The 19,964-nt window shown below is 69.7% G+C and carries 18 protein-coding genes and 2 pseudogenes; 11 read left to right on the top strand and 9 right to left on the bottom strand.

All coding sequences use genetic code 11. From position 1 onward, the window contains the following. Positions 1–38 precede the first annotated feature (38 nt). Positions 39–1,127 carry a tyrosine-protein phosphatase gene (locus tag ACFWRO_RS33320; protein WP_384517187.1) on the bottom strand — a complete coding sequence of 363 codons (1,089 nt, stop codon included), beginning with the start codon at positions 1,125–1,127 and terminating at the stop codon, positions 39–41. A 162-nt stretch (positions 1,128–1,289) separates the two neighbouring features. On the opposite strand from ACFWRO_RS33320, the gene ACFWRO_RS33315 reads away from it, so the two are divergent. After that, positions 1,290–2,408 (top strand): ADP-ribosylglycohydrolase family protein, encoded by a 1,119-nt coding sequence (locus tag ACFWRO_RS33315; protein ID WP_384517184.1) that lies wholly within the window; start codon positions 1,290–1,292, stop codon positions 2,406–2,408. 106 nt (positions 2,409–2,514) lie between these two features. Here the strand turns inward: ACFWRO_RS33315 and ACFWRO_RS33310 are convergent, their stop codons facing one another. Both ACFWRO_RS33310 and ACFWRO_RS33305 read right to left on the bottom strand, forming a co-directional pair. Then, entirely contained in the window at positions 2,515–4,071 is a 1,557-nt protein-coding gene (locus ACFWRO_RS33310) for a sodium:solute symporter family protein (RefSeq protein ID WP_384517181.1), read from the bottom strand. Positions 4,072–4,287: 216 nt separating this feature from the next. Next, entirely contained in the window at positions 4,288–5,070 is a 783-nt protein-coding gene (locus tag ACFWRO_RS33305) for an SDR family oxidoreductase (protein WP_384517178.1), read from the bottom strand. A gap of 82 nt (positions 5,071–5,152) precedes the next feature. Between ACFWRO_RS33305 and ACFWRO_RS33300 the strand changes: the two genes are divergently transcribed. After that, positions 5,153–6,010 (top strand): hypothetical protein, encoded by an 858-nt coding sequence (locus ACFWRO_RS33300; RefSeq protein ID WP_384517175.1) that lies wholly within the window; start codon positions 5,153–5,155, stop codon positions 6,008–6,010. Between the two features lie 181 nt (positions 6,011–6,191). On the opposite strand, the gene ACFWRO_RS33295 is transcribed toward ACFWRO_RS33300, so the two are convergent. The 3 genes from ACFWRO_RS33295 to ACFWRO_RS33285 form a co-directional block, all read right to left on the bottom strand. Further along, on the bottom strand, positions 6,192–6,392 hold the full coding sequence (locus ACFWRO_RS33295; protein WP_384517173.1) for a DUF397 domain-containing protein: 201 nt from the start codon (positions 6,390–6,392) through the stop codon (positions 6,192–6,194). A 255-nt stretch (positions 6,393–6,647) separates the two neighbouring features. Then, positions 6,648–7,508, bottom strand: a complete 861-nt coding sequence (locus tag ACFWRO_RS33290; protein WP_384517170.1) for a helix-turn-helix domain-containing protein — start codon at positions 7,506–7,508, stop codon at positions 6,648–6,650. Positions 7,509–7,700: 192 nt separating this feature from the next. Continuing rightward, the gene (locus tag ACFWRO_RS33285; RefSeq protein ID WP_384517167.1) at positions 7,701–8,411 is read right to left on the bottom strand and encodes a GPP34 family phosphoprotein; all 711 of its coding nucleotides are present in this window, start codon (positions 8,409–8,411) and stop codon (positions 7,701–7,703) included. 162 nt (positions 8,412–8,573) lie between these two features. Here ACFWRO_RS33285 and ACFWRO_RS33280 point away from each other — a divergent pair, with 162 nt between their 5' ends. From ACFWRO_RS33280 to ACFWRO_RS33270, 3 genes are all read left to right on the top strand, one after another. Then, positions 8,574–10,820, top strand: a complete 2,247-nt coding sequence (locus tag ACFWRO_RS33280; RefSeq protein ID WP_384517164.1) for a D-alanyl-D-alanine carboxypeptidase family protein — start codon at positions 8,574–8,576, stop codon at positions 10,818–10,820. A gap of 255 nt (positions 10,821–11,075) precedes the next feature. Further along, positions 11,076–12,764, top strand: a complete 1,689-nt coding sequence (locus ACFWRO_RS33275; protein WP_384517223.1) for an MFS transporter — start codon at positions 11,076–11,078, stop codon at positions 12,762–12,764. 245 nt (positions 12,765–13,009) lie between these two features. After that, positions 13,010–14,044, top strand: a complete 1,035-nt coding sequence (locus ACFWRO_RS33270; protein ID WP_384517162.1) for a Kelch repeat-containing protein — start codon at positions 13,010–13,012, stop codon at positions 14,042–14,044. A gap of 42 nt (positions 14,045–14,086) precedes the next feature. Here ACFWRO_RS33270 and ACFWRO_RS33265 read toward each other — a convergent pair whose 3' ends face one another. After that, positions 14,087–14,311, bottom strand: coding sequence for a cold-shock protein (locus ACFWRO_RS33265; RefSeq protein WP_384517159.1), 225 nt, complete (start codon positions 14,309–14,311; stop codon positions 14,087–14,089). A gap of 316 nt (positions 14,312–14,627) precedes the next feature. Between ACFWRO_RS33265 and ACFWRO_RS33260 the strand changes: the two are divergent. Both ACFWRO_RS33260 and ACFWRO_RS33255 read left to right on the top strand, forming a co-directional pair. Continuing rightward, positions 14,628–14,991: pseudogene (locus tag ACFWRO_RS33260) on the top strand (hypothetical protein). 469 nt (positions 14,992–15,460) lie between these two features. Next, positions 15,461–15,928, top strand: coding sequence for a lamin tail domain-containing protein (locus tag ACFWRO_RS33255; RefSeq protein WP_384517156.1), 468 nt, complete (start codon positions 15,461–15,463; stop codon positions 15,926–15,928). A 434-nt stretch (positions 15,929–16,362) separates the two neighbouring features. Here the strand turns inward: ACFWRO_RS33255 and ACFWRO_RS33250 are convergent, their stop codons facing one another. Next, the gene (locus tag ACFWRO_RS33250) at positions 16,363–16,779 is read right to left on the bottom strand and encodes a hypothetical protein (protein ID WP_384517153.1); all 417 of its coding nucleotides are present in this window, start codon (positions 16,777–16,779) and stop codon (positions 16,363–16,365) included. A gap of 214 nt (positions 16,780–16,993) precedes the next feature. On the opposite strand from ACFWRO_RS33250, the gene ACFWRO_RS33245 reads away from it, so the two are divergent. After that, on the top strand, positions 16,994–17,563 hold the full coding sequence (locus ACFWRO_RS33245) for a suppressor of fused domain protein (protein WP_384517151.1): 570 nt from the start codon (positions 16,994–16,996) through the stop codon (positions 17,561–17,563). A 49-nt stretch (positions 17,564–17,612) separates the two neighbouring features. On the opposite strand, the gene ACFWRO_RS33240 is transcribed toward ACFWRO_RS33245, so the two are convergent. Next, positions 17,613–17,999 (bottom strand): HAD family hydrolase, encoded by a 387-nt coding sequence (locus tag ACFWRO_RS33240; RefSeq protein WP_384517148.1) that lies wholly within the window; start codon positions 17,997–17,999, stop codon positions 17,613–17,615. A gap of 3 nt (positions 18,000–18,002) precedes the next feature. Here ACFWRO_RS33240 and ACFWRO_RS33235 point away from each other — a divergent pair. From ACFWRO_RS33235 to ACFWRO_RS33225, 3 genes and pseudogenes are all read left to right on the top strand, one after another. Further along, positions 18,003–18,602, top strand: a pseudogene (locus tag ACFWRO_RS33235) (replication initiator); the annotation flags it as partial. Between the two features lie 2 nt (positions 18,603–18,604). Next, positions 18,605–18,808 (top strand): helix-turn-helix domain-containing protein, encoded by a 204-nt coding sequence (locus ACFWRO_RS33230; RefSeq protein ID WP_384517145.1) that lies wholly within the window; start codon positions 18,605–18,607, stop codon positions 18,806–18,808. After that, the gene (locus ACFWRO_RS33225; protein ID WP_384517143.1) at positions 18,808–19,962 is read left to right on the top strand and encodes a tyrosine-type recombinase/integrase; all 1,155 of its coding nucleotides are present in this window, start codon (positions 18,808–18,810) and stop codon (positions 19,960–19,962) included. Before ACFWRO_RS33230 ends, ACFWRO_RS33225 begins: the two co-directional genes overlap by 1 nt. The last annotated feature ends 2 nt before the right edge of the window (positions 19,963–19,964 follow it).

Below are 19,964 nucleotides of genomic sequence, written 5' to 3'. Positions count from 1 at the left end.
CAGGGCGAGGACGGTCGCCCTGACCACGGCGGGGTGGGTCAGCCGACCAGCAGGTCCCGCTTGAGGTCCTTCAGCTCGCGGGCGTCGATGCCGAGGCCCTGCTTCAGGTACGAGCGGAACGAGCCGTACTCCTCCTCGACCTCGGAGAAGCTCGCGTTGAGGTACTGCGGGCGCACGTCGAGCAGCGGCTTGTAGACCGCGGCCTGCTGCGGCGGGAGGTGGGAGAGGATCGCCTCGTTGGCGGCCGCCCGGTAGGTGTTGCTGGCCAGGTAGTCGGCCATCACCGTCTCCTCGGGGACCCCGAGGGCGGTGAGCAGGGCCGCGTTGTTCCAGCCCGTGCGGTCCTTGCCGGCCGTGCAGTGGAAGAGGACGCCGTGCCGGCGCTCGTCCGCTATGCCCTCGAAGACCGTGGTGTACGCGGCCTTCGCCGTGCCGCCGCTCACCATGAAGCGGTTGCCCTCGACCATCATGGCCTCGGCCTCGGCCGGGGACTTGGGCATGGAGGTGAAGGCGGGGCTGCCCGCGAGGACGTCGGCGACGACGTGCGTGGCGCCGGCGGGGACGCGGTCCGGGTCCTTGTCGCGCTCGCTCTGCATGCGCAGGTCGAAGACGGTCCGGATGCCGAGGCGCTTCAGCTTGGCCAGGTCGTCCGGGGTGAGCTGGTTGAGGGCGTCGGAGCGGTAGATCTCGCCCATCTTGACCCAGTGGCCGTCGGCGGTGCGGTAGCCGCCGGCGTCACGGAAGTTGACCGTGCCCTGGAGCTTGATCAGGCGGTCGGCCAGGCGCAGCGAGGTGCCCCGGTCGGGGACCAGGTCGAACCAGCGGCGGTCGACCGGGCGCAGGCCCTTGATCGTGACCTTGCCGGTGTCGCCGCCCCGGGCGACCGTGCGGCCCTCGGTGCGGATCTTCACGCCGTGGGTGCCGCGGGCGGACCAGGCGATCGTGAAGCTGCCGTCGGCGTTCTCGGTGACGGTGGCGGAGGTGAAGGGGACGGAGGACTGCTCCCGGTGGGAGGAGTGCCCGCCATGCGAGTTCCGGTTGTCGTGGGCGACGGCGGCCGGGGCGGTGACGCCCAGGACGAGCGCGGCGGCGACGACTGCGTATGTGGAGGTCTTGAAACGTGTCACGCGCGGATCGTTCAAGTCATGCCGAAACATCCGGTGAACTGCGGTCGAAGATGGACAGAAAGGCATCCGATCGCAAAACGTTCAGCCTCGCGAACGTGCGAACGCGGTCGATTACAGTGCTGCGAGACCTGTGCGCCGAAGGCTTCCGGGGGAGGGCACGTCGTGACCACGAGCGCTGCGGCGGTGTGGGGCCGTACCGAACAGCAGGACTTCCGGGCCCGCGTCCGGGGCTGCCTCCTCGGCGGGGCCATAGGCGACGCCTTCGGCGCCGGCATAGCGCCCCTCTCCCTGGACGCCATCAGGGCCGCCCACGGACCGGAGGGCCTCACCGAGCCCGTCCCCGCCCACGGCAGGCGCGGCGCCGTCACCGCGGCCACCCAGATGACCCTCTTCACCGTCGACGGCCTGATCCGCGCCCAGGTCCGCCGCGACACCGGCGCCTGGCACCCGCCCACCGACGTGCACCACGCCCATCTGCGCTGGGCCGCCACCCAGCGCGACTGGGGCCCCGACGAGCGCCGCAAGGACAACGGCTGGCTCGCCCGCGAGGAGTGGCTGTACGTCCGCCGCGACCCCGCCCGCGCCTGCCTCACCGGCCTCGGCGACGAGCACCTGGGCACCCTGGACAAGCCCAAGAACCCGGGCGCGACCGACTCCGGCGCGCTCGTCCGCTCGGCGCCCTTCGGGCTGCTCGTCGGGTGGGAGCCCCAACTCGTGTGCCAGCTGGCCGTCGAGTGCGCGGCGCAGACCCACGGCGACCCGGCCGCCTACCTCGCGGCCGGCGCGCTCGCCGTCGTCGTCCACGGCCTCGCGCGCGGCGAGAGCGTGGACGGCTCGGTCCAGCGGGCCCTGGCCCAGCTCGCCCCGCGCCCCGGCCACCAGCCCGTCACCGACGCCCTCCAGCGGGCCCTGGGGGCCGTACGCCAGGGGATGCCGAACGCGGGCCGGGTCACCGACCTCGGCGCCGACGAGGACCGCGCGGAGGGCCAGCTCGCCGCCGCCGTGTACTGCGCGCTCGTCGGCGAGGACATCCGCCACGGCCTGCGCCTCGCGGTCAACCACGACGGCCCGTCGGCCGCCACGGGTGCCGTCACCGGCGCCCTCCTCGGCGCCCTGCACGGCGAAACGGCCCTCCCGCCGGCCTGGCTGGCCGAACTGGAGGGCCGTTCCACGATGCTCGAACTCGCGGACGACTTCGCGATGGAGATGACCCAGGGCGCCGCCCTGCACAGCCCCGCCGAGTCCCACCCGGGCTGGCTCGCCCGCTATCCCAGAGGCTGAAGCCCCTCGGCTGTCCCGCGGCTGTGCGCCGGTCACCGTCGCGGCTGTGCGCCGGTCACCCCAGCGGCTGGGCGGCGGTCACCCTCGCGCCTGTGCGGCGGTCACGTCACCCCCGCGGCTGTGCGGCGGGCTCGCCCGACGCCTGCGGCGGTACGGACGCGCTGCCGCCGTCCTCGTCGCCGTCCGGGTCCTCGTTGATCTTCGCGAGGACCGCGTCACGCTCCGGGGTGTCCTCGGGCTTGATGAAGCCGATGACGATGTAGAGGATCAGCGAGGTCGCGAGCGGCGAGACGATCTGGATCTGGAGCTCGATGCCGTCCAGGCCGTAGTTGGTCAGCCAGAAGACGAAGAGGCCCGCCGCCCAGGAGACGAGCGCCGCCGTGGGACCGGACTTCCGGAAGGTCCTGAGCAGACCCAGCATGAACGGGATCGCGATCGGGCCCATCAGACCGGCCACCCACTTGATGACGATGGTGATGATGTCCTTGAAGGTGGGCGAGTTGACCTGGGTGGCGACCGCCATCGACAGCGCGAGGAACGCGATCGTCGACCAGCGTGCCGCGATGAGCCCGGCCTGCTGCGTCCAGCGCCGCGCCGCCTTGCTCATGACCGGGGCGATGTCCCGGGTGAAGACGGCCGCGATGGCGTTGGCGTCGGAGGAGCACATGGCCATCGTGTGCGAGAAGAAGCCGACGATGACCAGGCCGAGGAGGCCGTGCGGCAGCAGCTGCTCGGTCATCAGGGCGTAACTGTCGGACGCGTCGGGCTTCTTCGGGTCGACGAGGAGCGGCGCGACCCACATGGGGAAGAAGAGGACCAGCGGCCAGACGAACCACAGGGCGGCCGAGAGCCGGCCGGAGCGGGTGGCCTCGCGGGCGTTGGGCGTCGCCATGTAGCGCTGGGCCTGGTTCCACATGCCGCCGCTGTACTCGAAGGTCTTGATGAAGAGATAGGCGAGCAGGAAGGTCAAGGTGTACGGGCCCGCGGTCGGCGCGGTGTGGCCCTGCAGCTCGGGCCGGTCCCACACCTCCCACAGCGCGCTGACGCCGCCGAGCTTGGCGAGCACGGCGACCAGCATCGCGATGCCCGCGAAGAACTGGATGATGAACTGGCCGAGCTCGGTGAGCGCGTCGGCCCACAGGCCGCCGACCGTGCAGTAGATGCCGGTGATGACACCGGTGATGAGGATGCCCTGGTTGAGGGAGATCCCGGTGAAGACGGAGAGCAGGGTCGCGATGGCGGCCCACTTGGCGCCCACGTCGACGATCTTCAGCAGTACGCCCGACCAGGCCAGCGCCTGCTGCGTGGGCAGGTTGTACCGGTTCTTCAGGTACTCCAGCGGGGAGGCCACATGGAGTCGTGAGCGGAGCCGGTTGAGGCGGGGCGCGAAGAGGTGCGCGCCGATCGCGATGCCGATCGCGATGGGGAAGGACCAGGTGACGTACGAGGTGACGCCGTAGGTGAACGCGATGCCCGCGTACCCGGTGAACATCACCGCGCTGTAGCCGGACATGTGGTGCGAGATGCCCGACAGCCACCAGGGCATCTTGCCGCCGGCCGTGAAGAAGTCGGAGACGTTGTCCACGCGCTTGTGGGACCAGACGCCGATCGCGACCATGACGCCGAAATAGCCGATGAGCACGGCCCAGTCGAGACTGTTCATTGAGCCCCCTCCAGGGGTCCGGTCCGCCTTGTGAACGCCGTTCATGGTGTGGGGAGTTGCGGGCCGACGACAACGCGCGGGATGGTCAAGAGAAGGCAAAATCGTTCTTCTAGCTGACCTGCGTTCACATTCTTGAATAGAGATGGGGTCAAAAAGGGCCGCACGGTACGCCCTCGCGTACCGTGCGGCCCTGAACGGGCGGTGCGACGCCGGCCGCTACCGCATCAGCTCGCCCGCGTTGACGAGCAGCGACTGGCCCGTGATCGCCCGCGCCCGGTCGGAGGCGAGGAAGGCCGCCGCCTCCGCCACGTCCCCGTCCGTCGCCAGCTCCGGCAGCGCCATCCGCTCGGCGAGCCGCCCGAGCACCTCGTCCTCCGGCACGCCCTCGGTGTGCGCCGTGAACGTCACGTACGCCTGGACCGGCGGGCCCCACATCCAGCCCGGCAGCACGGTGTTGACCCGGATCCGGTGCGGGCCGAACTCGCGCGCCATCGAGTACATCGCCGAGGTCAGCGCGCCCTTCGAGGCCGCGTACGCCGCCTGCCGGACCTGTGAGGGCGCGGCCACCGCCGACTGCGTACCGATGAGGACCACCGAGCCCCCGCGCTCCTTCAGGGCAGGCAGGCAGGCCCGGGTCATCCGCAGCGTGCCGAGCAGGTTGACGTCCAGGACGCCCTGCCAGGTGGCGAAGTCGGCGTCCTCGATCCCGCCGAAGTAGCTGTCCCAGGCGGCGACATGGACGACCGCGTCGATTCCGCCGAACCGCTCCACCGCGAGCGCGGCCAGCGCCTCGCACTGCGCCTCGTCGGTGATGTCGGTGGCGCGCAGAGCGGTCTGCCGGCCCTCCGGGTCGATCTCGGCCGCCGCCTTGGCGAGGTTGGCCTCGGTACGGGCGCCGAGGACCGCGTTGCCCCCGTCCCGTACGACGGTCTCGGCGACCCGGTGCCCGAGCCCGGCGCCGACCCCCGACACGATCACGGTCTTCCCCTGGAGCAGCATCCGGGTGCCTCCCGACTCTGGCGATCGATCTGACGACCCGTCAGAGTAGGGACCCCCAGAGGACAAGGGAAGGGGTACGGACATGGAGAGCGACACTGGCGGAACGGCACGTGCGGAGACGCACGCGGAGACGTACGCCGAGCTGGCGGCGGTCGGGCCGTACGGGGTACGGCCCGGCCACGCGCTGATCACGATGGTGGAGCCGCACCCGGGCCACGAGTACGCCTACAACCGCTGGTACGAGGACGACCACTACTACGCGGGCGCGATGGCGATGCCCTGGATGTACGCGGGCCGCCGCTGGGTCGCCACCCGGGCGCTCCAGGAACTGCGCGGCCCGGAGAAGTCAGCGGTCGCCCAGCCGGTCACGGCCGGCTGCTACCTCTCCACGTACTGGGTCACCGAGGGCCGCTACGACGAGCACATGAAGTGGACCGTCGGCATCAACAAGCGCCTCAACCGCGACGCCCGCGTCTACCGCGACCGCACGCACGTCTTCACGTCCTTCCAGGACCACGAGGCGACCGTGTACCGCGACGGGGCCGCCGGTCCGCGCGACTTCCACGCCCTCGACCACCCGTACCAGGGCCTGATCCTCCAGGTCGTCGACGCGGAGGGCCCGGAGGCGCGGGCGGAGGTCCTCGAACACCTCGTCGCCCGCGAACTGCCGAGGCGGCTCGCGGGCTCCCCGGCCGCGATGGTCACCGTCTTCCGCCCGACACCGCTGCCGGGGGACAAGATGACCTACGTGAAGCAGGTCGAGGGGGTCGACACCCGGCTGACCCTGCTGTGGTTCCTGGAGAGCGACCCACGCGCCTGCTGGACGGAGCACTTCGCCGACCTGGAGACGGTGGGCGGGGGCGCGGGGCGGGTGGAGCTGGTGGCGCCGTTCATCCCGACGGTGCCGGGGACGGACCGGTACGTCGACGAACTCCGCTGAGCGGAGCGGATGGGCGGAGCGGATGGGCGGGGCCGGGACATAGGCCGAGCCCCCTCGGCCAGGACGGCGGACCGGTCGAGAGGGCTCTTTCCTTTGGAACTGCGAGTACTGCTCGTACCGCACGTGCGCTTACGGCCGGCACTTCCGCCGGCCCGGGGCTGCGCGGTGCCCATCCCCGGGCTCAGAGAGCCCCGTTGCTCACTTCGCCGACGAAGGCGTTCCACGACGCCGAGCCGAAAGCGATGGACGGACCCTCGGGGGCCTTGGAGTCCCGGACCGCGATCGCGGCGACGAGGGGCGACTTGACTTCGATGCAAGCCCCGTTGCCGCCGGAATAGGAGGACTTCGTCCAGGTGTCCGTAGCGCCCTGAATAATGGCCATGTTCTTCACTCCGGTTCTGCCAGTGGTGTTGTCGCGCCAACCTTCGTGCTGGCGTGATCGACGCTACTCGCCGGTCCCGGTGCGTGGGGCCGGCGTTCACCCGACCGGATGGCATATTCCAAGCGAGCTTCCATTGGAGCGAGTCAGCGGTGTACCGTGCCGTCCTCATTCCCCGAGGGGCCGGCCGAATGGCCGCTTTCACCCCCGAATCGGGAAATTGGGATCAGCGGGATCGGGCGGGATCGGCGAGCGGGATCAGCCGGCCGCGTAGGACTTGGCGATGTCCGAAATGAACTCCCGGGTCTGCTCGACATTCAGCGCCTGCGCCCGCAAGTGCTCGTACATCACGCTGTACTTGGCGACGTCCTGGGCCTTCTCCAGATACAGGTCGCTCGTGACGCCCTCGATGTAGACGACGCTGGAGTCGGACGTGTCCGGGAATTCCAGAATCGCGTAATGCCCGCTGATGCCCGGGTGCGCGCCCATGTCGAACGGCAGCACCTGCACGGTCACGTGCGGCAGGTGCGACTGCTCGACCAGATGCTCCAACTGCTGGATCATCAGCTGCTTGTTGCCGACGACCCGGCGCAGCGCGCCCTCGTCGATGACCGCCCACAGCCGAAGCGGACGCTCCTCGTCCTTGATCCGGTCCTGGCGGCGGGTGCGGACGGAGACGCGCTTGTCGATGTCCGTCGGCGTCGACTCCGGGAGCGCGCCGCTGATCACGGCCTCCGCGTAGCCGTGGGTCTGCAGCAGGCCGGGGATGATCTGCGGTTCGTACACCCGCAGGCTCTCCGCGTCCGTCTCCAGACCGATGTAGACGCTGTACGGGATGTCGCCGAAGGCGTGCCACCAGCCCTGCTGGCGCGAGTCCTTGGCCATTTGCATCAGCGACTCGACGACGCGCTCGTCCTCGACCTCGTACACCCCGCAGAGGTCACGGACATCGCGCTGACTGATCGACCGGCGACCGTTCTCCAGGCGGCTGATCTTCGACTGCGACACCAGAAGACGCTCGGCGACCTGCTCGGCCGTCATGTTCTTCTGCTCCCGGAGCCGGCGCAACTCCTGGCCCAAACGGCGTCGCCTGACGGTGGGGTTGACGTTGGACGCCACGGAAACTGCACCTCCGGCTGTCTGCTGCGTAGCTGTGAGTATCTACTGCTTGGCAGACTGCCACCAAAGGTGCGGTGTGCGCTGGGAAATGACCACAACGTGCGCGGGCGCATCTGTGCGGGCGCACGTGTGTGGGGCGGTCGAGACGACCGCCCCACACACGACTTGCGGCTCCCGGAACGGGTTTCGGTGTCAGTGCACGGCGGCGCGCACCATGCTGCCGCGATGCGGCTGCTGGGGAACGCCACCCGTGCTCGGAGCACTCCGGCGCGGCTGGGCGGCCACACCGTTCTGGACGTCCATCACGGCATGCGCCACGAGTCCGCCCATGGGGTCGTGCCGGATCAGATCGCGCAGCCGGGACCGCGACGACCGTCCTTCGTTCCCCGGGTACAGGTGCTTGCCGAGACCGACCGCGTGGGCCAGCGCGGCGAGCGCCGCGGTCCGCGGGTCCGGCGGTACGCCGGTGCGGATCGCACTGTCCAGCCGGGCCCTGATGTCCCGGCTGATGGCTGTCTCCGTCGCCTGGTAGCGAGTCGTCGGCAGCACACCGCACATCTGGCCCTCCACGGCATGGACCATGCCGCAGCGCTCCAGATGAGCGAGGTAGATCTGGCGCAGCCCCAGTCGGGGCCCGCCGATCCAGTGGACGGCCCGAACCGGGCTGCCGCGTCGGCGCAGCAGTTCCAGTGCGGAGTCCAGTGTCGGATCTCCGGTCGGCCGTGGCATCACCACGGCTATACGATCCCCGTCAGGGGCTATCCGTCCTGCCAGAGCCAGCTCCACTAGCTGTGCTCCGGCCAGGCCGAGGTCGAGCGACTGCGGCTGCGCTGTGGTACCCGTCGTCGGGTCCAGAGCGAGCAGCAGAAGCTCCTCCGGAATTGTTCTGCGGCTCCTGCCCATCCATGCCTCCCCGCGTGGATGAGTCACAGGGTGACCCCTCTCACATTCATCTGTCGAGAGTGCCTGGGTGCTTCGTACGGGAACCAGTAGGTATGTCGTTCTCGTCTAGCACGGGGGCCAAGGGGTTCACACAGGACACTGGTACACGGTTCGGACGTATGCATGACGCATGGAGGAGGCACGGTGGCGGGCGAGTCCCCCGACAAGGCGGAGCAGCAGGAGTCCTCGAAGGAGACGACTCCGGGCGGCGGCGGCCGGGATCCCCGGCTTTCGGTACTCCGCGAGCCCGCACCGTCGCCGGTCCAGGTCGACCAGCCGACGGCCGTCTTCAAGACCTTCGCACCGAGGACGTCGGAGGACGACGCTCCGGTGGAGGCTCCGGTGGACGCTTCGGTGGAGGAGCGTGTCGAGGAGCCGGAGGCGGAGTCGGAGCCGGCAGGGGAGGGTGACCGCCTGAGGGAGGCGGTGGCGGCGTGGGTCGCCTCCGGCGACGAGGAGGAGCCTTCCGAGGACTCCGAGCCCGACGCGCCTTCCGAGGCTGCGGAGGCCGCCGAGGCCGCCGAGGACGAGCCCGAGGTCGATGACGAGGCCGAGGCCGAGCCGGAGGCCGAGGAGACGGCTCAGGAGGTCGCTGAGGCCGCCGAGGAGGCGTCTGGCGACGCGGACTCCTGGTTCGCCGCGCGGAAGCCCGCTGCGGCGACGGAGGAGGCGCAGGAGGAGCCCGAGGCCGAGGCAGAGCCCGAGCCCGAGCCCGAGCCCGAGCCCGAGCCCGAGGCAGAGGTCGAGACCGACGACGAGCCCGAGCCCGAGCCCGAGGCCGCAAAGCAGGAAGAGCCCGCCGAACCGGTCGACCAGCCGACCACGATCTTCAAGGCGGTCCGTCCGCCGGCCGTGGATCAGCCGACGACGGCGCTGAAGCTCCCGCCGACTCCGAAGCCGGCGCCGACTCCGGCTCCGACGCCCGCCGCCGCGCCCGAGCGCCCGAGCACCTTCGTACCGCTGCGGCCCGAGACTCCGGCGAAGCCCACCCCGGCCGCCGCCCCCGTGGCCGCCGCGCCCACCCCCGTACCCCCGCCGCCCTCGCTCGCCGAGGCCGAGCGGACCAGGCAGCAGCCGATGCCGCCGCTGCCCCCGCTCGACCTGCTCGCCGAGCTGACCAACACCCCGCCCCCGGCGCCGACGCCGATGCGCATGACCATGCGGCGGGTGCGGATCTGGACGCCGCTGGTCGTCCTTCTCTTGATCGTCTTTGCGGTCGTACAGTTCGTGCGGCCGCTCCCGCCGCCCACGCTCTCCCTCACCGCCGCGCCCACCTTCACCTTCGAGGGCGGCGAGCTCCAGATGCCGTGGCCCACCGAGGGCCAGGGTGCCGCCGAGGTCGAGGGCGTCGGCTCGCTCGGGACGTACGGGGCCCAGAAGCCCGCCCCGCTCGCGAGCGTCGCGAAGACGATGACGGCGTACGTGATCCTCCGGGACCACCCCATCAAGGGGAAGGAGACCGGCCCCGAGATCACGATCGACAAGAAGGCCGCCGACGAGGCGGGCGCCGAGTTCGAGTCGACGGCGGCGGTCAAGGAAGGCCAGACGTACACGGAGAAGGAGCTGATCCAGCTCCTCATGATCCCGTCCGCGAACAACGTGGCGCGGCTCCTGGGCCGCTGGGACGCCGGTTCCGAGGCCGCGTTCGTCGCGAAGATGAACGCCGCCGCCAAGGACCTCGGGATGACGCAGTCGACGTACACGGACCCGTCCGGTCTGAACGCGACCACGGTCTCCACCCCGCAGGACCAGCTGAAGCTGGCGAAGGCGGTCATGCAGTACGACGTGTTCCGGGAGATCGTGAACATGCCGAACCTGACCGTCGACGGCATCCCGGGCCAGATCGAGAACAACAACAACATCCTGCTCAAGCCCGGTGTCTCCGGGATCAAGACCGGCTCGTCCACGCCCGCCGGTGGCAACCTGCTCTGGTCCGCGAACACGATCGTCGACGGCAAGGAGCGCCGGATCCTCGGCATCGTCATGGGCGCGAAGGACGCGGCCGTGCTGCACCAGAAGCTCCAGCTGTCGATCGACTACAGCCTCAAGCTGATCCAGCAGGCCCAGAAGGACGTGACCTCGGCGTCCGTGATCCGTAAGGGTCAGGTCGTCGGCCACATCGACGACGGTCTCGGCGGCCGTACCGCCGTGGTCGCGGACAAGGAGCTCAAGGCCGTCGGCTGGCCGGGCCTGCAGGTCGACCTGGAGCTGACGGACGGCGGCAAGGTCGTCCCGCACACCGGCAAGAAGGGCGACGTCGTCGGCCAGGTGTCGATCGGCACCGGCGCCGGCAAGGTCAGCTCGCCGGTCTCCCTCCAGACGGACCTGGTCGAGCCCGGCTTCGACAAGAGGCTGACCCGTCTGGGCTGACGTGTCAGGGCGTCCCGGTTTACCCGGGGCGCCCGGCTGTTAGCGTGCCGGAGTCCGAGACATGTGCGAAAGGCAGTTCGGGAGCAGTACGGGAGAGGGACGCGAGTGACCACCGCCGAGCCGAAACGCGCCGAGGGGGGCGCGCCGAAGCCCCTGTCGCCTTCCCTCCCGCGAATAGACCTCCCGACGCCGAGACGGCACACGGAGCAGTCACCGACCCGCCGCCCGCCGCGCCGCAAGCGCCGCTACCCGGTCATGATCGCGACGGGCGTCGCCGCGCTCACCCACGTCCTCTGGTTCTTCCTGTTCGCGAACAGCGGCGGGGACATCGCGGCGCAGGACGCCTGGGCCGAGTTCGTGGGCCGGCACCCGGACTCCGCGTACAACCTCGCCTGGTACGGGGGGATGCACCCGGTCTCGTACAGCGTCGTCTCGCCGTACGTGATGTCGGTGCTCGGGGTCCGTTCGACGATGATGATCGCGGGCACGCTGTCGGCGGGTCTCACGGCGCTGATCCTGGTGCGGGTACGGGCGGTGCGCAATCCGCTGGCGTGCTCGCTGGCGGGGGTCTTCGCGTTCCTGTGCAACGCGCTGTCGGGGCGGGTGACGTTCGGGCTCGGCATGATGTTCGCGCTGGGCGCGGTCGCGGCGGTCTTCTGCTGGCCGCACCGCTGGCGGCGCAAGCGCTGGGCGAAGGCGGCTGTCGCCGCGCCGCTCGCGGGCATCGCGACCGCGTGCAGCCCGGTCGCGGGCCTCTTCCTGGGGGTCGCGGCGGCGGCACTGTTCCTCAACCGGCGCCGGCCGGGCGCGTACGCCCTGGGTCTGGCCCCGGTCCTGGTGGTGGCGGTGTCGTCCTGGCTGTTCCCCTTCTCGGGGACGCAGCCGATGTCGTGGGCGTCGACGGCGCTGCCGTTCCTCTTCGGGGTGCTGTGCTTCGCGCTGGTGCCGCGCGAGTGGCGCACGGTGCGGACGGGCGCGGCGGTGTACGCGGCGGGGACGCTCCTGACCTGGCTGATCGACTCGCAGATCGGCTCGAACGTCTCGCGGCTCGTGATGCTCTTCGCGGGCGTGGTGCTGCTTGCGGCGCTGCCGTACAGCGTCCCGCGCTCGCGCAAGTGGTACGCGATCGTGCTCGCCTTCGTGGGCCTGAACTTCTGGATCGGCTTCAAGGGCGTGGACGACGTCATCCGTACCGCGCCGGACGCGTCGTGGGCGCGGGAGGTCGCGCCGCTGATCAACCAGTTGCAGGTGCGCGGGGCGGAGCAGGCGCGGGTGGAGGTCGTACCGGCGTCGAGCCACCGCGAGTCCTCGGCGCTCAGCCCGTACATCAACCTGGCGCGGGGCTGGAACCGCCAGGCGGACATGGAGCGGAACCCGCTCTTCTACGACGACACCCTGAACGCCACGAACTACCAGGACTGGCTGGACCGCTGGGCGGTGCACTACGTGGTGCTGCCGACGGGGGCGCCGGACTCGGGCGCCGAGCTGGAGGCGAAGCTGGTCGGGGACGGGCTGCCGTACCTGAAGCAGGTCTGGTCGGACGCGAACTGGCGGTTGTACGAGGTCGACAACCCGACGCCGCTGGCGGACCCGCCAGCGAAGGTGCGCAGGGCGGGCGCGAACGAGGTCGTGATCGAGGTCGACAGCCCGGGCCGGGTCCTGATCCGGGTCCCGTACTCGCCGTGGCTCGCGCTCGTCGACGAGAACGGCGGCAAGGTCGCGCCGCCGGAGGAGACGGAGGCGTCGAAGCAGGCACGGGAGGAGTCGACGGAGGAGCTGGAGAAGGTCTTCCTCAACGAGTCGGGCTGCCTGCTGAAGACGGAGGCGGACGCCGACGGCGACGAGTGGACGGAACTCCTGGCCCCGAAGGCGGGCGTGTACCGCTTGTCGGCTCCGTACAAGTTCTTCCCGAGGGGCACGGCGTGCCCGGAGGAACTGCGCTGACGCGCTCGTAGACCGCTCTGGTTCCTCCGTTGACCGCTCATGGACCGTTCGGGCGGCTCTGTGGGCCACCCGATGGTTTCCCGTCGGTAGCCGGCTGCGCGACCCGGTGGGTCCGGGAACGCTCCATGGGCATTGCCATGCCCGACGAGCGAACGAAAGGACCCAACGTGCGAGGCATAGACAACGAGCCCCCAGCTGGTCGGAGAAGCCGAATCTGGCGGAGCCGATTCGGACTCACGACGCTGGTGGCAGCCGCCGGCCTGATCGCGGCCGTGCTGCCCGCGACAGCGGCCAACAACGGAACGATCTGGACGACGCTGGCCGACATGCCGACGGCCCGGGCGGACCTGGCGTCCGCGACCGCTCCTTGCCCTCCCGCTCAGGGCGGCAACTGCGTCTACACGGTCGGCGGCGCGACCGCCTCTGGAATAACAGGTGCGGCTGAGTCGTACAGCCGGCTCTCCGGAGCCTGGTCGACGCTGCCGTCCCTGCCCACTCCCCGGAACGTGCTGGGGGCAGCGGCCGCGCCCTGCCCGAACGGACAGCGCGGTACCTGCGTCTACGCGGTCGGCGGCTTCGACGGCTCCGGGGACTCCGCCGTGGTGGAGTCGTACAACCCGGCCACCAACGCGTGGAGCACCGTCGCCGCGCTGAGTATCCCCCGGCGCTTCACCGCGGCAGCGGCCGCGCCTTGTCCGGTGGGGCAGATCGGCACCTGCGTCTACGCGATAGGCGGTGTGACGAGCGGCAGCAACACGGCCTCCGTGGAGTCGTACAACCCGGTGACCAACGCCTGGAGTCCCGTGGCGTCCCTTACGCTCGCCCGGAACAGCCTGGGTGCGGCCGCGTCCACCTGCCCGCGTGGGCAGAAGGGCACGTGTCTCTACGCCGTGGGCGGCGACGCGAGTGGGCCCGTCGGCCTGGCGGAGTCGTACAACCCGGCCACCAACGTCTGGACCCCCGTGGCGTCCCTCCCCACGCCCCGGTACGGCCTGGCGACGGCGGCGGCGCCCTGCCCGCCGGGACAGACCGGCACGTGCGTCTACACGGTGGGTGGCGTGAACGGCGGCGTCAGCGGCAAGGTGGAGTCGTACCAGCCGGCCTCCAACACCTGGACGACGCTGCCCTCGCAGCCCACCCCCCGCTCCTACGCCGCGGCAGCGGCCACACACTGCCCGCCGGGAATCACGGGAGCCTGCGTCTACGTCTCCGGCGGCCAGTCGCTCGACGGCGACTCGTCGACCCTGGAGGCCCTGGACCCGCCGATCCTGACCCACTGACCAGACTTGACGGCCCCCGCCCTGGGACGGGACCGGGGGTCGTCAGCGGTCGAGGGGCACGATCTTCAGGGCGCGAAAGCCGTACCCATCCTGCTCGAACCCGGGCGCTTCCCACTCAAGCTCAACGAGCTGCCCGACGACCAACGTACGAAACCCCGCAGCCCGGATGCTCGAAAAGTGCCCCCAACACCCCCCAGGAGTCTCGGCGCACTCAAGCACGCCCCACCCGTCCTCCTCGTACCACTCACGGACAGTCGCAACCACCATGGAGGGCACCCTACGGCGCCGCTGACGCCCCCTGGGAACACCGAAGGCTCCGGACCAAGACTGGTCCGGAGCCTTTGCACGTGTGCCCCCGGCAGGATCAGCGCAGACGTCAAAAGCTCCTGCGGCAAGCTCAGTTACCGCCACACCGCCACACCGCCACACCGCCACACTGCCTCGCGCCACAGTGGCAGGCAGTGCACCTCGCCTCTGATCTGCGATCGAGGTGTCGACATCACCGTCCGGCGCGTACCCCATCCAGACGGCGCACCTGTGAGGTTGTCGTCGCAGTACTCATCGCCAGACAATCCGCCCCCACGTGCCGACGCCCGTCCCTCAAACAGGCGGACCGGAGCTACGCCTCCTCCCATGGACGGGCCCCGACGGCAAGCCCTGCTACCTGAGCACCGACAACACCAGGAGCCACCTGTCCCGCCTGGCCGACCACACCGAAGCAGTCCAACTTGGCTCGGCGGCCGACCTCGTGGAGCGCGCCCAGGAAGTCCACGGAGACGAAATGGCCGCGCCGGAGGAGCTTCAACGCCCTGACAGGGGACCTGACGGATGCCCTCACGGACACGCTCCGTGTAGCCAAAAGCCGCGGGCATCGCCTGGCCGCTGTGGACATCGGCGCTCACGGTGGCGACGAAGGCCCACGACTGCCGGCGGCAGCCTTCGGCTAGCGCTGACGAGCACCCGGAGGACAGAGGGGCCCGGACACAACCCGAGGACTCTCGCCCTCGAAGCCGGAGACCGTCTTGGCCTTTCGTCCGCTGTCGTGCGCGAGAGGGCGTCAGGTGTGCGAAGAAACGTGCAGTACTGCCGTTACTCGGGCTCTTCACCTGATCGGCAGAGTGCGCCGGGTGGTGCGACCGGTAGTGCGCCGGAGCCCGAAAGGGCTTGCCGCTGACCCTTCAACGGGTGGGTGTAGCAGACAGTGAATGTCAGGGCCGCACCCGCAGCGGGTGTGTGACCGATACAGGCGACAGTTACGGAAATGTCCGTACCTGGTAACGGGCCCTGGTTGCCGTTCCGGCGCGGCCGGCGGGGCCGCAGAGTTTGGGTCCTCGGCCCGCACTGGACCGGGAACCCGCACAGCTCTCACCAGCAGTTACCGGCTGATGAGGCTCTGTTCTTGAGGGGACATCACACATGTCTGCTTCTTCGACCGCCCGCCGGATCGCTGCCACCGCCCTCGCGGCCGGCGCGATCGTCTCCGCCGTCGCCCTGCCGGCCGCCGCCCACGACGGTGACCGCCAGCGCACCCCGAAGGTGGAGATCAGCCGGGTCCAGGCCGACAGCCCCGGACGCGACAACCGCACCAACCGGTCGCTGAACGCCGAGTGGGTCGAGATCACCAACAACACCCGCCACGCGATCAACCTCGACGGCTGGACCCTGAAGGACGAGGACGGCCACCGCTACAAGTTCAACGACTACCGCCTCGCCGGCCGCGCCACCGTCCGCATCCACACCGGCGAGGGCCGCGACACCCGCACCGACCTCTACCAGGACCGCCGCAACTACGTCTGGGACAACAACCGCGACAAGGCCACCCTCCGCAACGACCACGGCCGCACCGTCGACACCAAGTCCTGGGGCAACCACCACCACCGCTGACCCCACCCGCCGTGACCCTGCCGCCGGCGCCTTGAAGGCGAACAGGCCGGGCCGGCACCCCTGAACCGCGTGCGCCGGACAGCCTGACCTGCCCGGCGCACGCAATACCCAGAGCCCTCGGCCCCGCCGGCGTTCACCGCCGGCGGGGCTCTTCGCGTCACCGGCGCCCACGACGGGTATGACCCGCCCCCGCCCCGCGGGCTGCGGAGGAGCACGCAGCCTGTACAAACGCGCCACGAACGACCTGGACGCCCGGTGCCGTGTCTGCTCGGCTTTGCCTGGGTCGACGGCAGACGGGATGGGAGTTCCCCACCGCCACACCCCACCGGCCGGCACCCGCGTACGGCGCCCCCGCCATCCCGGAGCCTGAGTGCCCCCGCCGGAGGCATCATCTGTGACCCGCGGCTTCCCTACCGCGCTGTGCTTCGCTGGTGTCAGCTGAGACTTTCCAGACCCAGTTTCGCAAGGCGTGACCTGATGGCGCTGGGCTTGCGGTCGAACTGCTTCCCCAGGGCTTCGAGGTCCCGCTCTCCTCGCTGGTAAAGGGTGAGGAGGTGTGTGTCATCTTCCTGCGTCCAAGCGTGGCCCATCTTGGGGTAGCGGACGCGGAGTTCTTCCAGCGATTCCCGCTGTCTGCTCGGTGTGGCTTCTGGGTGTATCGACTCGATGATGTCGAGGGGGAAGCGGCCGACTTCGGTTCCGGTCAGCCAGAGGGCGAGGTGATCGCTCTCGAAGGTGAGCCGGTCGGCGTGGATGGTTGCCGCTCGGCGGAGGACGTCGCTGTCGTTCGGGTCTTGGTGGTAGTCGCTGAACGTGATGCGGAAGGCTGTAGGGGCTGCCGGGGTCTCCATGGGGCAAGCTTGCCCGCGCATTGGTCCAAGTTGGAGGTTGTTTCTCTCCCGCGCTGTGCGCGGGCCTTGATGAGGTAGAGAAACTTGTAACAGCTCTCCCGTGGCTCCGTTCGCGAGAACCGGTTCTGGCTCAGCTTCTGTGGACCTGTTGCGGAGCGTTACTGGTGAAGGCCCCGGTGGCGTGCACAGGTGAACGATCATGCAGGCTGGACGCATGGCCAGTCGCGTTGAGAAGTACCTCGCCCATCTTGATCGACTTTCCGGAGGAACGGAGCCTCGTTTCTTTCCTGTCGAGTCGACCAAGCAGGGGCTGCGGGGCGTGACGGAGATCGTGTACGACAACCTGCCGGACGGGCTTCTCACGGCGCTCACCTACGGCTTGTCGCTAGCAGAGCATCCGGATTGGCAGCACGGCACGCCAGAACTCTGCCTCAGCGTGAACTCGACCAACGTGATCTGGGCCCACGCGGTGGGCTACCTCGCCGAGCAGCTCCGTGGCACTTGCCCCTTCAGCTACGGCAGCACCATCAACTTTGGCGAGCGAATCTTGCCTGAGTCCGAGATGACGGCATTCTGCGTGTTCGCGCCGATGATCCTCGACAGAGACGACTACCTGGGCATCGACGTCGGCACTCCGGGACACGAGAGCCACGACGTGATCAACATCCAAGGGATGTACCCCATCCACGAGGTCGAGCGGCAGTTCATCAACGAGTACGGGCTTGAAGCCTTCTGGAAGAGCGACTGGGAGCCCACCAACGTGCTCCGGCGCCCCGCGATCTGATCTGAAGTTGTGTCAGAACCCGGTTGTCGCGAACAAAGCCACGCCTCGGCTACGCCGTGGTGAGTGCGTCGGCGATGGCCTGCATGTCGTCGGCAATCGCGTCGGCTTGCGCTTCGGCGAACAGGTCTGCCTTGTGAGGCTTGTTGGCGTAGCCGATGACCGTTGCACCGGCAGCGTGAGCGGCCTGGATATCCGTGAGCGAGTCACCGATCAGGGTGCAGTTCGTGACGTCCATGTGCATCCGCTCGGCCGCCGTGATGAGCGGGAACGGGTTCGGCTTCATCAGCTGGGGCTGCCCCGTGGGACGACCGACGATCTTCGCGACGAAATCGCCCAAGCCATGCAACTCCACGAAGCGTTGAACACACTCGGCAGAGTTGTTGCTCACCACCGCGACCGCCCTTCCTGAAGCGTGCGCGGCCCGAAGAGCTTCCACTGCCCTGACGTCGGGGGGGCCGGCCACTGCGACAGCTTCGACCTCGGCGGCCGTCAGCGCTCGCTAGACTTCTGGCGCTACTTCACGATCTACCTCTGCCGCGAGATCGCCGCCCGTGCCGGCCTCACGCAGAAGGCTGCTCGCGAGCAGTCCCGCGTCTCGTTCGGCAAGGTCGCCGAGTACCAGAAGCGCGGCGCCGTCCACTTCCACGCCGTCATCCGCTTCGACGGACCCGATGGAAGCCTGCATGGAGCTCGATGCGGCCTACCCAGACCGGCGCCTCCGCGCCTGGGCTCACATGCTCGGCTTCCGGGGCCACTTCTCCACGAAGTCCCACCGCTACTCCACCACCCTCGGTGCTTTACGCCAGGTCCGCGCCGACTACCGCGCCGCCCAGCAACGCGCCTCCCTCGGCCTGCCCGACCCCGACGAACACCCGGAGGCAACGTCCTCGTCGTCGCCCACTGGACCTACGCCGGACACGGCTCCACCCCGGGAGAGTCCTGGCTCGCCGCCAACATCCGCCGCGACATCCAGCACGACCGCGAACACGCCCGCGAGATCCGCGCCCAGTTCGAAGAGTCCACCGAAGGGGAGTGGTGACCATGTCCGCACGTCTACTAACCGTCGACCAGGTCGCCGAACTCCTCGGCACCTCCGTCCGTTTCCCGCGACGCCTCATCGAGGAACGGCGCATCACCTTCGTCAAGGTCGGCCGGCACGTCCGCATCCCGGAGCCCGCCATCGAGGCGTACATCGAGACCCACACCGTGCAGCCCATCGAGCGTCGCTACGGGAAGGTGGCCTGATGGCGAACCGCAAAGGCAGGCGACGCCGGTTCGGCACTGTCCGGCAGCTTGCCTCGGGACGCTGGCAAGCTCGGTACCGCGACCCACTGTCGGGCGAGGTGAAGTCCGCCCCGCACACTTTCGACACCAAGACGGACGCCGATGTCTGGCTGACCACCATCGAGGCGGAGATCATCCGTGGGACTTACCAAGCCCCGGACGCGGGCAAGGTGTCCTTCGGGCCGTACGCCGACGACTGGCTCAGGCACCGCAAGCTGGAGGACCGCACTCGGGAGCGGAGCGAGAGCGTGGTCCGGGTGCACATCAAGCCGACCTTTGGCGCCGGGTCCATAGCCGCGATCACCACGCCCCGGGTCCGGGCCTGGCGTACCGGACTCCTGGACGCTGGTGTGGGGGAGCCGACCGTGGTCAAGGCGTATCAACTACTCCGGGCCATCCTGAACACGGCGGTGGACGACGAACTCATCCGCCGTAACCCGTGCCGGATCAAGGGCGCCGATCGGTACGACGTCCCGGAGCGGCCCATCCTGACCGTGGCCCAGGTGTACGCCGTGGCCGATGCAATCCAGCCGCGCTACCGAGTGCTCGTGCTCCTCGCCGCCTTCACCACGCTCCGCTTCGGTGAGCTGGCCTCACTCCGTCGCCGGGACCTCGACCTGACCCGCTCCGTGGTCCTGGTCCGCCGTGCCCAGTCCGAGCTGCAGAACGGCAGGCTGGCCGACAAGGCCCCGAAGTCCGCCGCCGGCGTCCGGCCGATCGCCTTCCCGGCCGAGCTCGTCCCCGAGCTCGATCACCACCTGGAGCACTTCGCCGGCGCCGGGCAGGACGGCCATCTCTTCCAGGGTCCCCGCGGCGGGCTCCTACGCCGCAGCAACTTCCGGGACGACTGGACCACTGCTCGTACCAAGGCCGGGGTCTCTGGGAACGTGCACTTCCACGATCTCCGCCACACCGGGAACACGCTCGCCTCCAGCGTCGGGGCCAGCACGCGCGAACTCATGACGCGGATGGGCCACAGCACGACCCGGGCCGCGCTGATCTATCAGCACATGACGAGTGACCGTGATCAGCACATCGCGGGGAAGCTCGGCGAGATGATCCGCCGCGCTCGCCAGGACCAGGAAGGGAGCGATCCGCCGCCTTCTGGCACGTAGGT

It is taken from the genome of Streptomyces sp. NPDC058579 (assembly GCF_042718575.1).
Taxonomy (GTDB): domain Bacteria; phylum Actinomycetota; class Actinomycetes; order Streptomycetales; family Streptomycetaceae; genus Streptomyces.
This window is presented reverse-complemented; position numbering and strand designations above follow the sequence as displayed.

Excerpts from the sequence above, each read along its gene's own strand:
- ACFWRO_RS33250 (WP_384517153.1), bottom strand. The coding sequence starts at position 16,779 with ATGGAGACCCCGGCAGCCCCTACAGCCTTCCGCATCACGTTCAGCGAC.
- ACFWRO_RS33285 (WP_384517167.1), bottom strand. The coding sequence starts at position 8,411 with ATGGGCAGGAGCCGCAGAACAATTCCGGAGGAGCTTCTGCTGCTCGCT.
- ACFWRO_RS33305 (WP_384517178.1), bottom strand. The coding sequence starts at position 5,070 with ATGCTGCTCCAGGGGAAGACCGTGATCGTGTCGGGGGTCGGCGCCGGG.
- ACFWRO_RS33275 (WP_384517223.1), top strand. The coding sequence starts at position 11,076 with ATGATCGCGACGGGCGTCGCCGCGCTCACCCACGTCCTCTGGTTCTTC.
- ACFWRO_RS33230 (WP_384517145.1), top strand. The coding sequence starts at position 18,605 with ATGTCCGCACGTCTACTAACCGTCGACCAGGTCGCCGAACTCCTCGGC.
- ACFWRO_RS33310 (WP_384517181.1), bottom strand. The coding sequence starts at position 4,071 with ATGAACAGTCTCGACTGGGCCGTGCTCATCGGCTATTTCGGCGTCATG.
- ACFWRO_RS33265 (WP_384517159.1), bottom strand. The coding sequence starts at position 14,311 with ATGGTGGTTGCGACTGTCCGTGAGTGGTACGAGGAGGACGGGTGGGGC.
- ACFWRO_RS33300 (WP_384517175.1), top strand. The coding sequence starts at position 5,153 with ATGGAGAGCGACACTGGCGGAACGGCACGTGCGGAGACGCACGCGGAG.
- ACFWRO_RS33255 (WP_384517156.1), top strand. The coding sequence starts at position 15,461 with ATGTCTGCTTCTTCGACCGCCCGCCGGATCGCTGCCACCGCCCTCGCG.
- ACFWRO_RS33245 (WP_384517151.1), top strand. The coding sequence starts at position 16,994 with ATGGCCAGTCGCGTTGAGAAGTACCTCGCCCATCTTGATCGACTTTCC.
- ACFWRO_RS33295 (WP_384517173.1), bottom strand. The coding sequence starts at position 6,392 with ATGGCCATTATTCAGGGCGCTACGGACACCTGGACGAAGTCCTCCTAT.
- ACFWRO_RS33280 (WP_384517164.1), top strand. The coding sequence starts at position 8,574 with ATGACGCATGGAGGAGGCACGGTGGCGGGCGAGTCCCCCGACAAGGCG.
- ACFWRO_RS33225 (WP_384517143.1), top strand. The coding sequence starts at position 18,808 with ATGGCGAACCGCAAAGGCAGGCGACGCCGGTTCGGCACTGTCCGGCAG.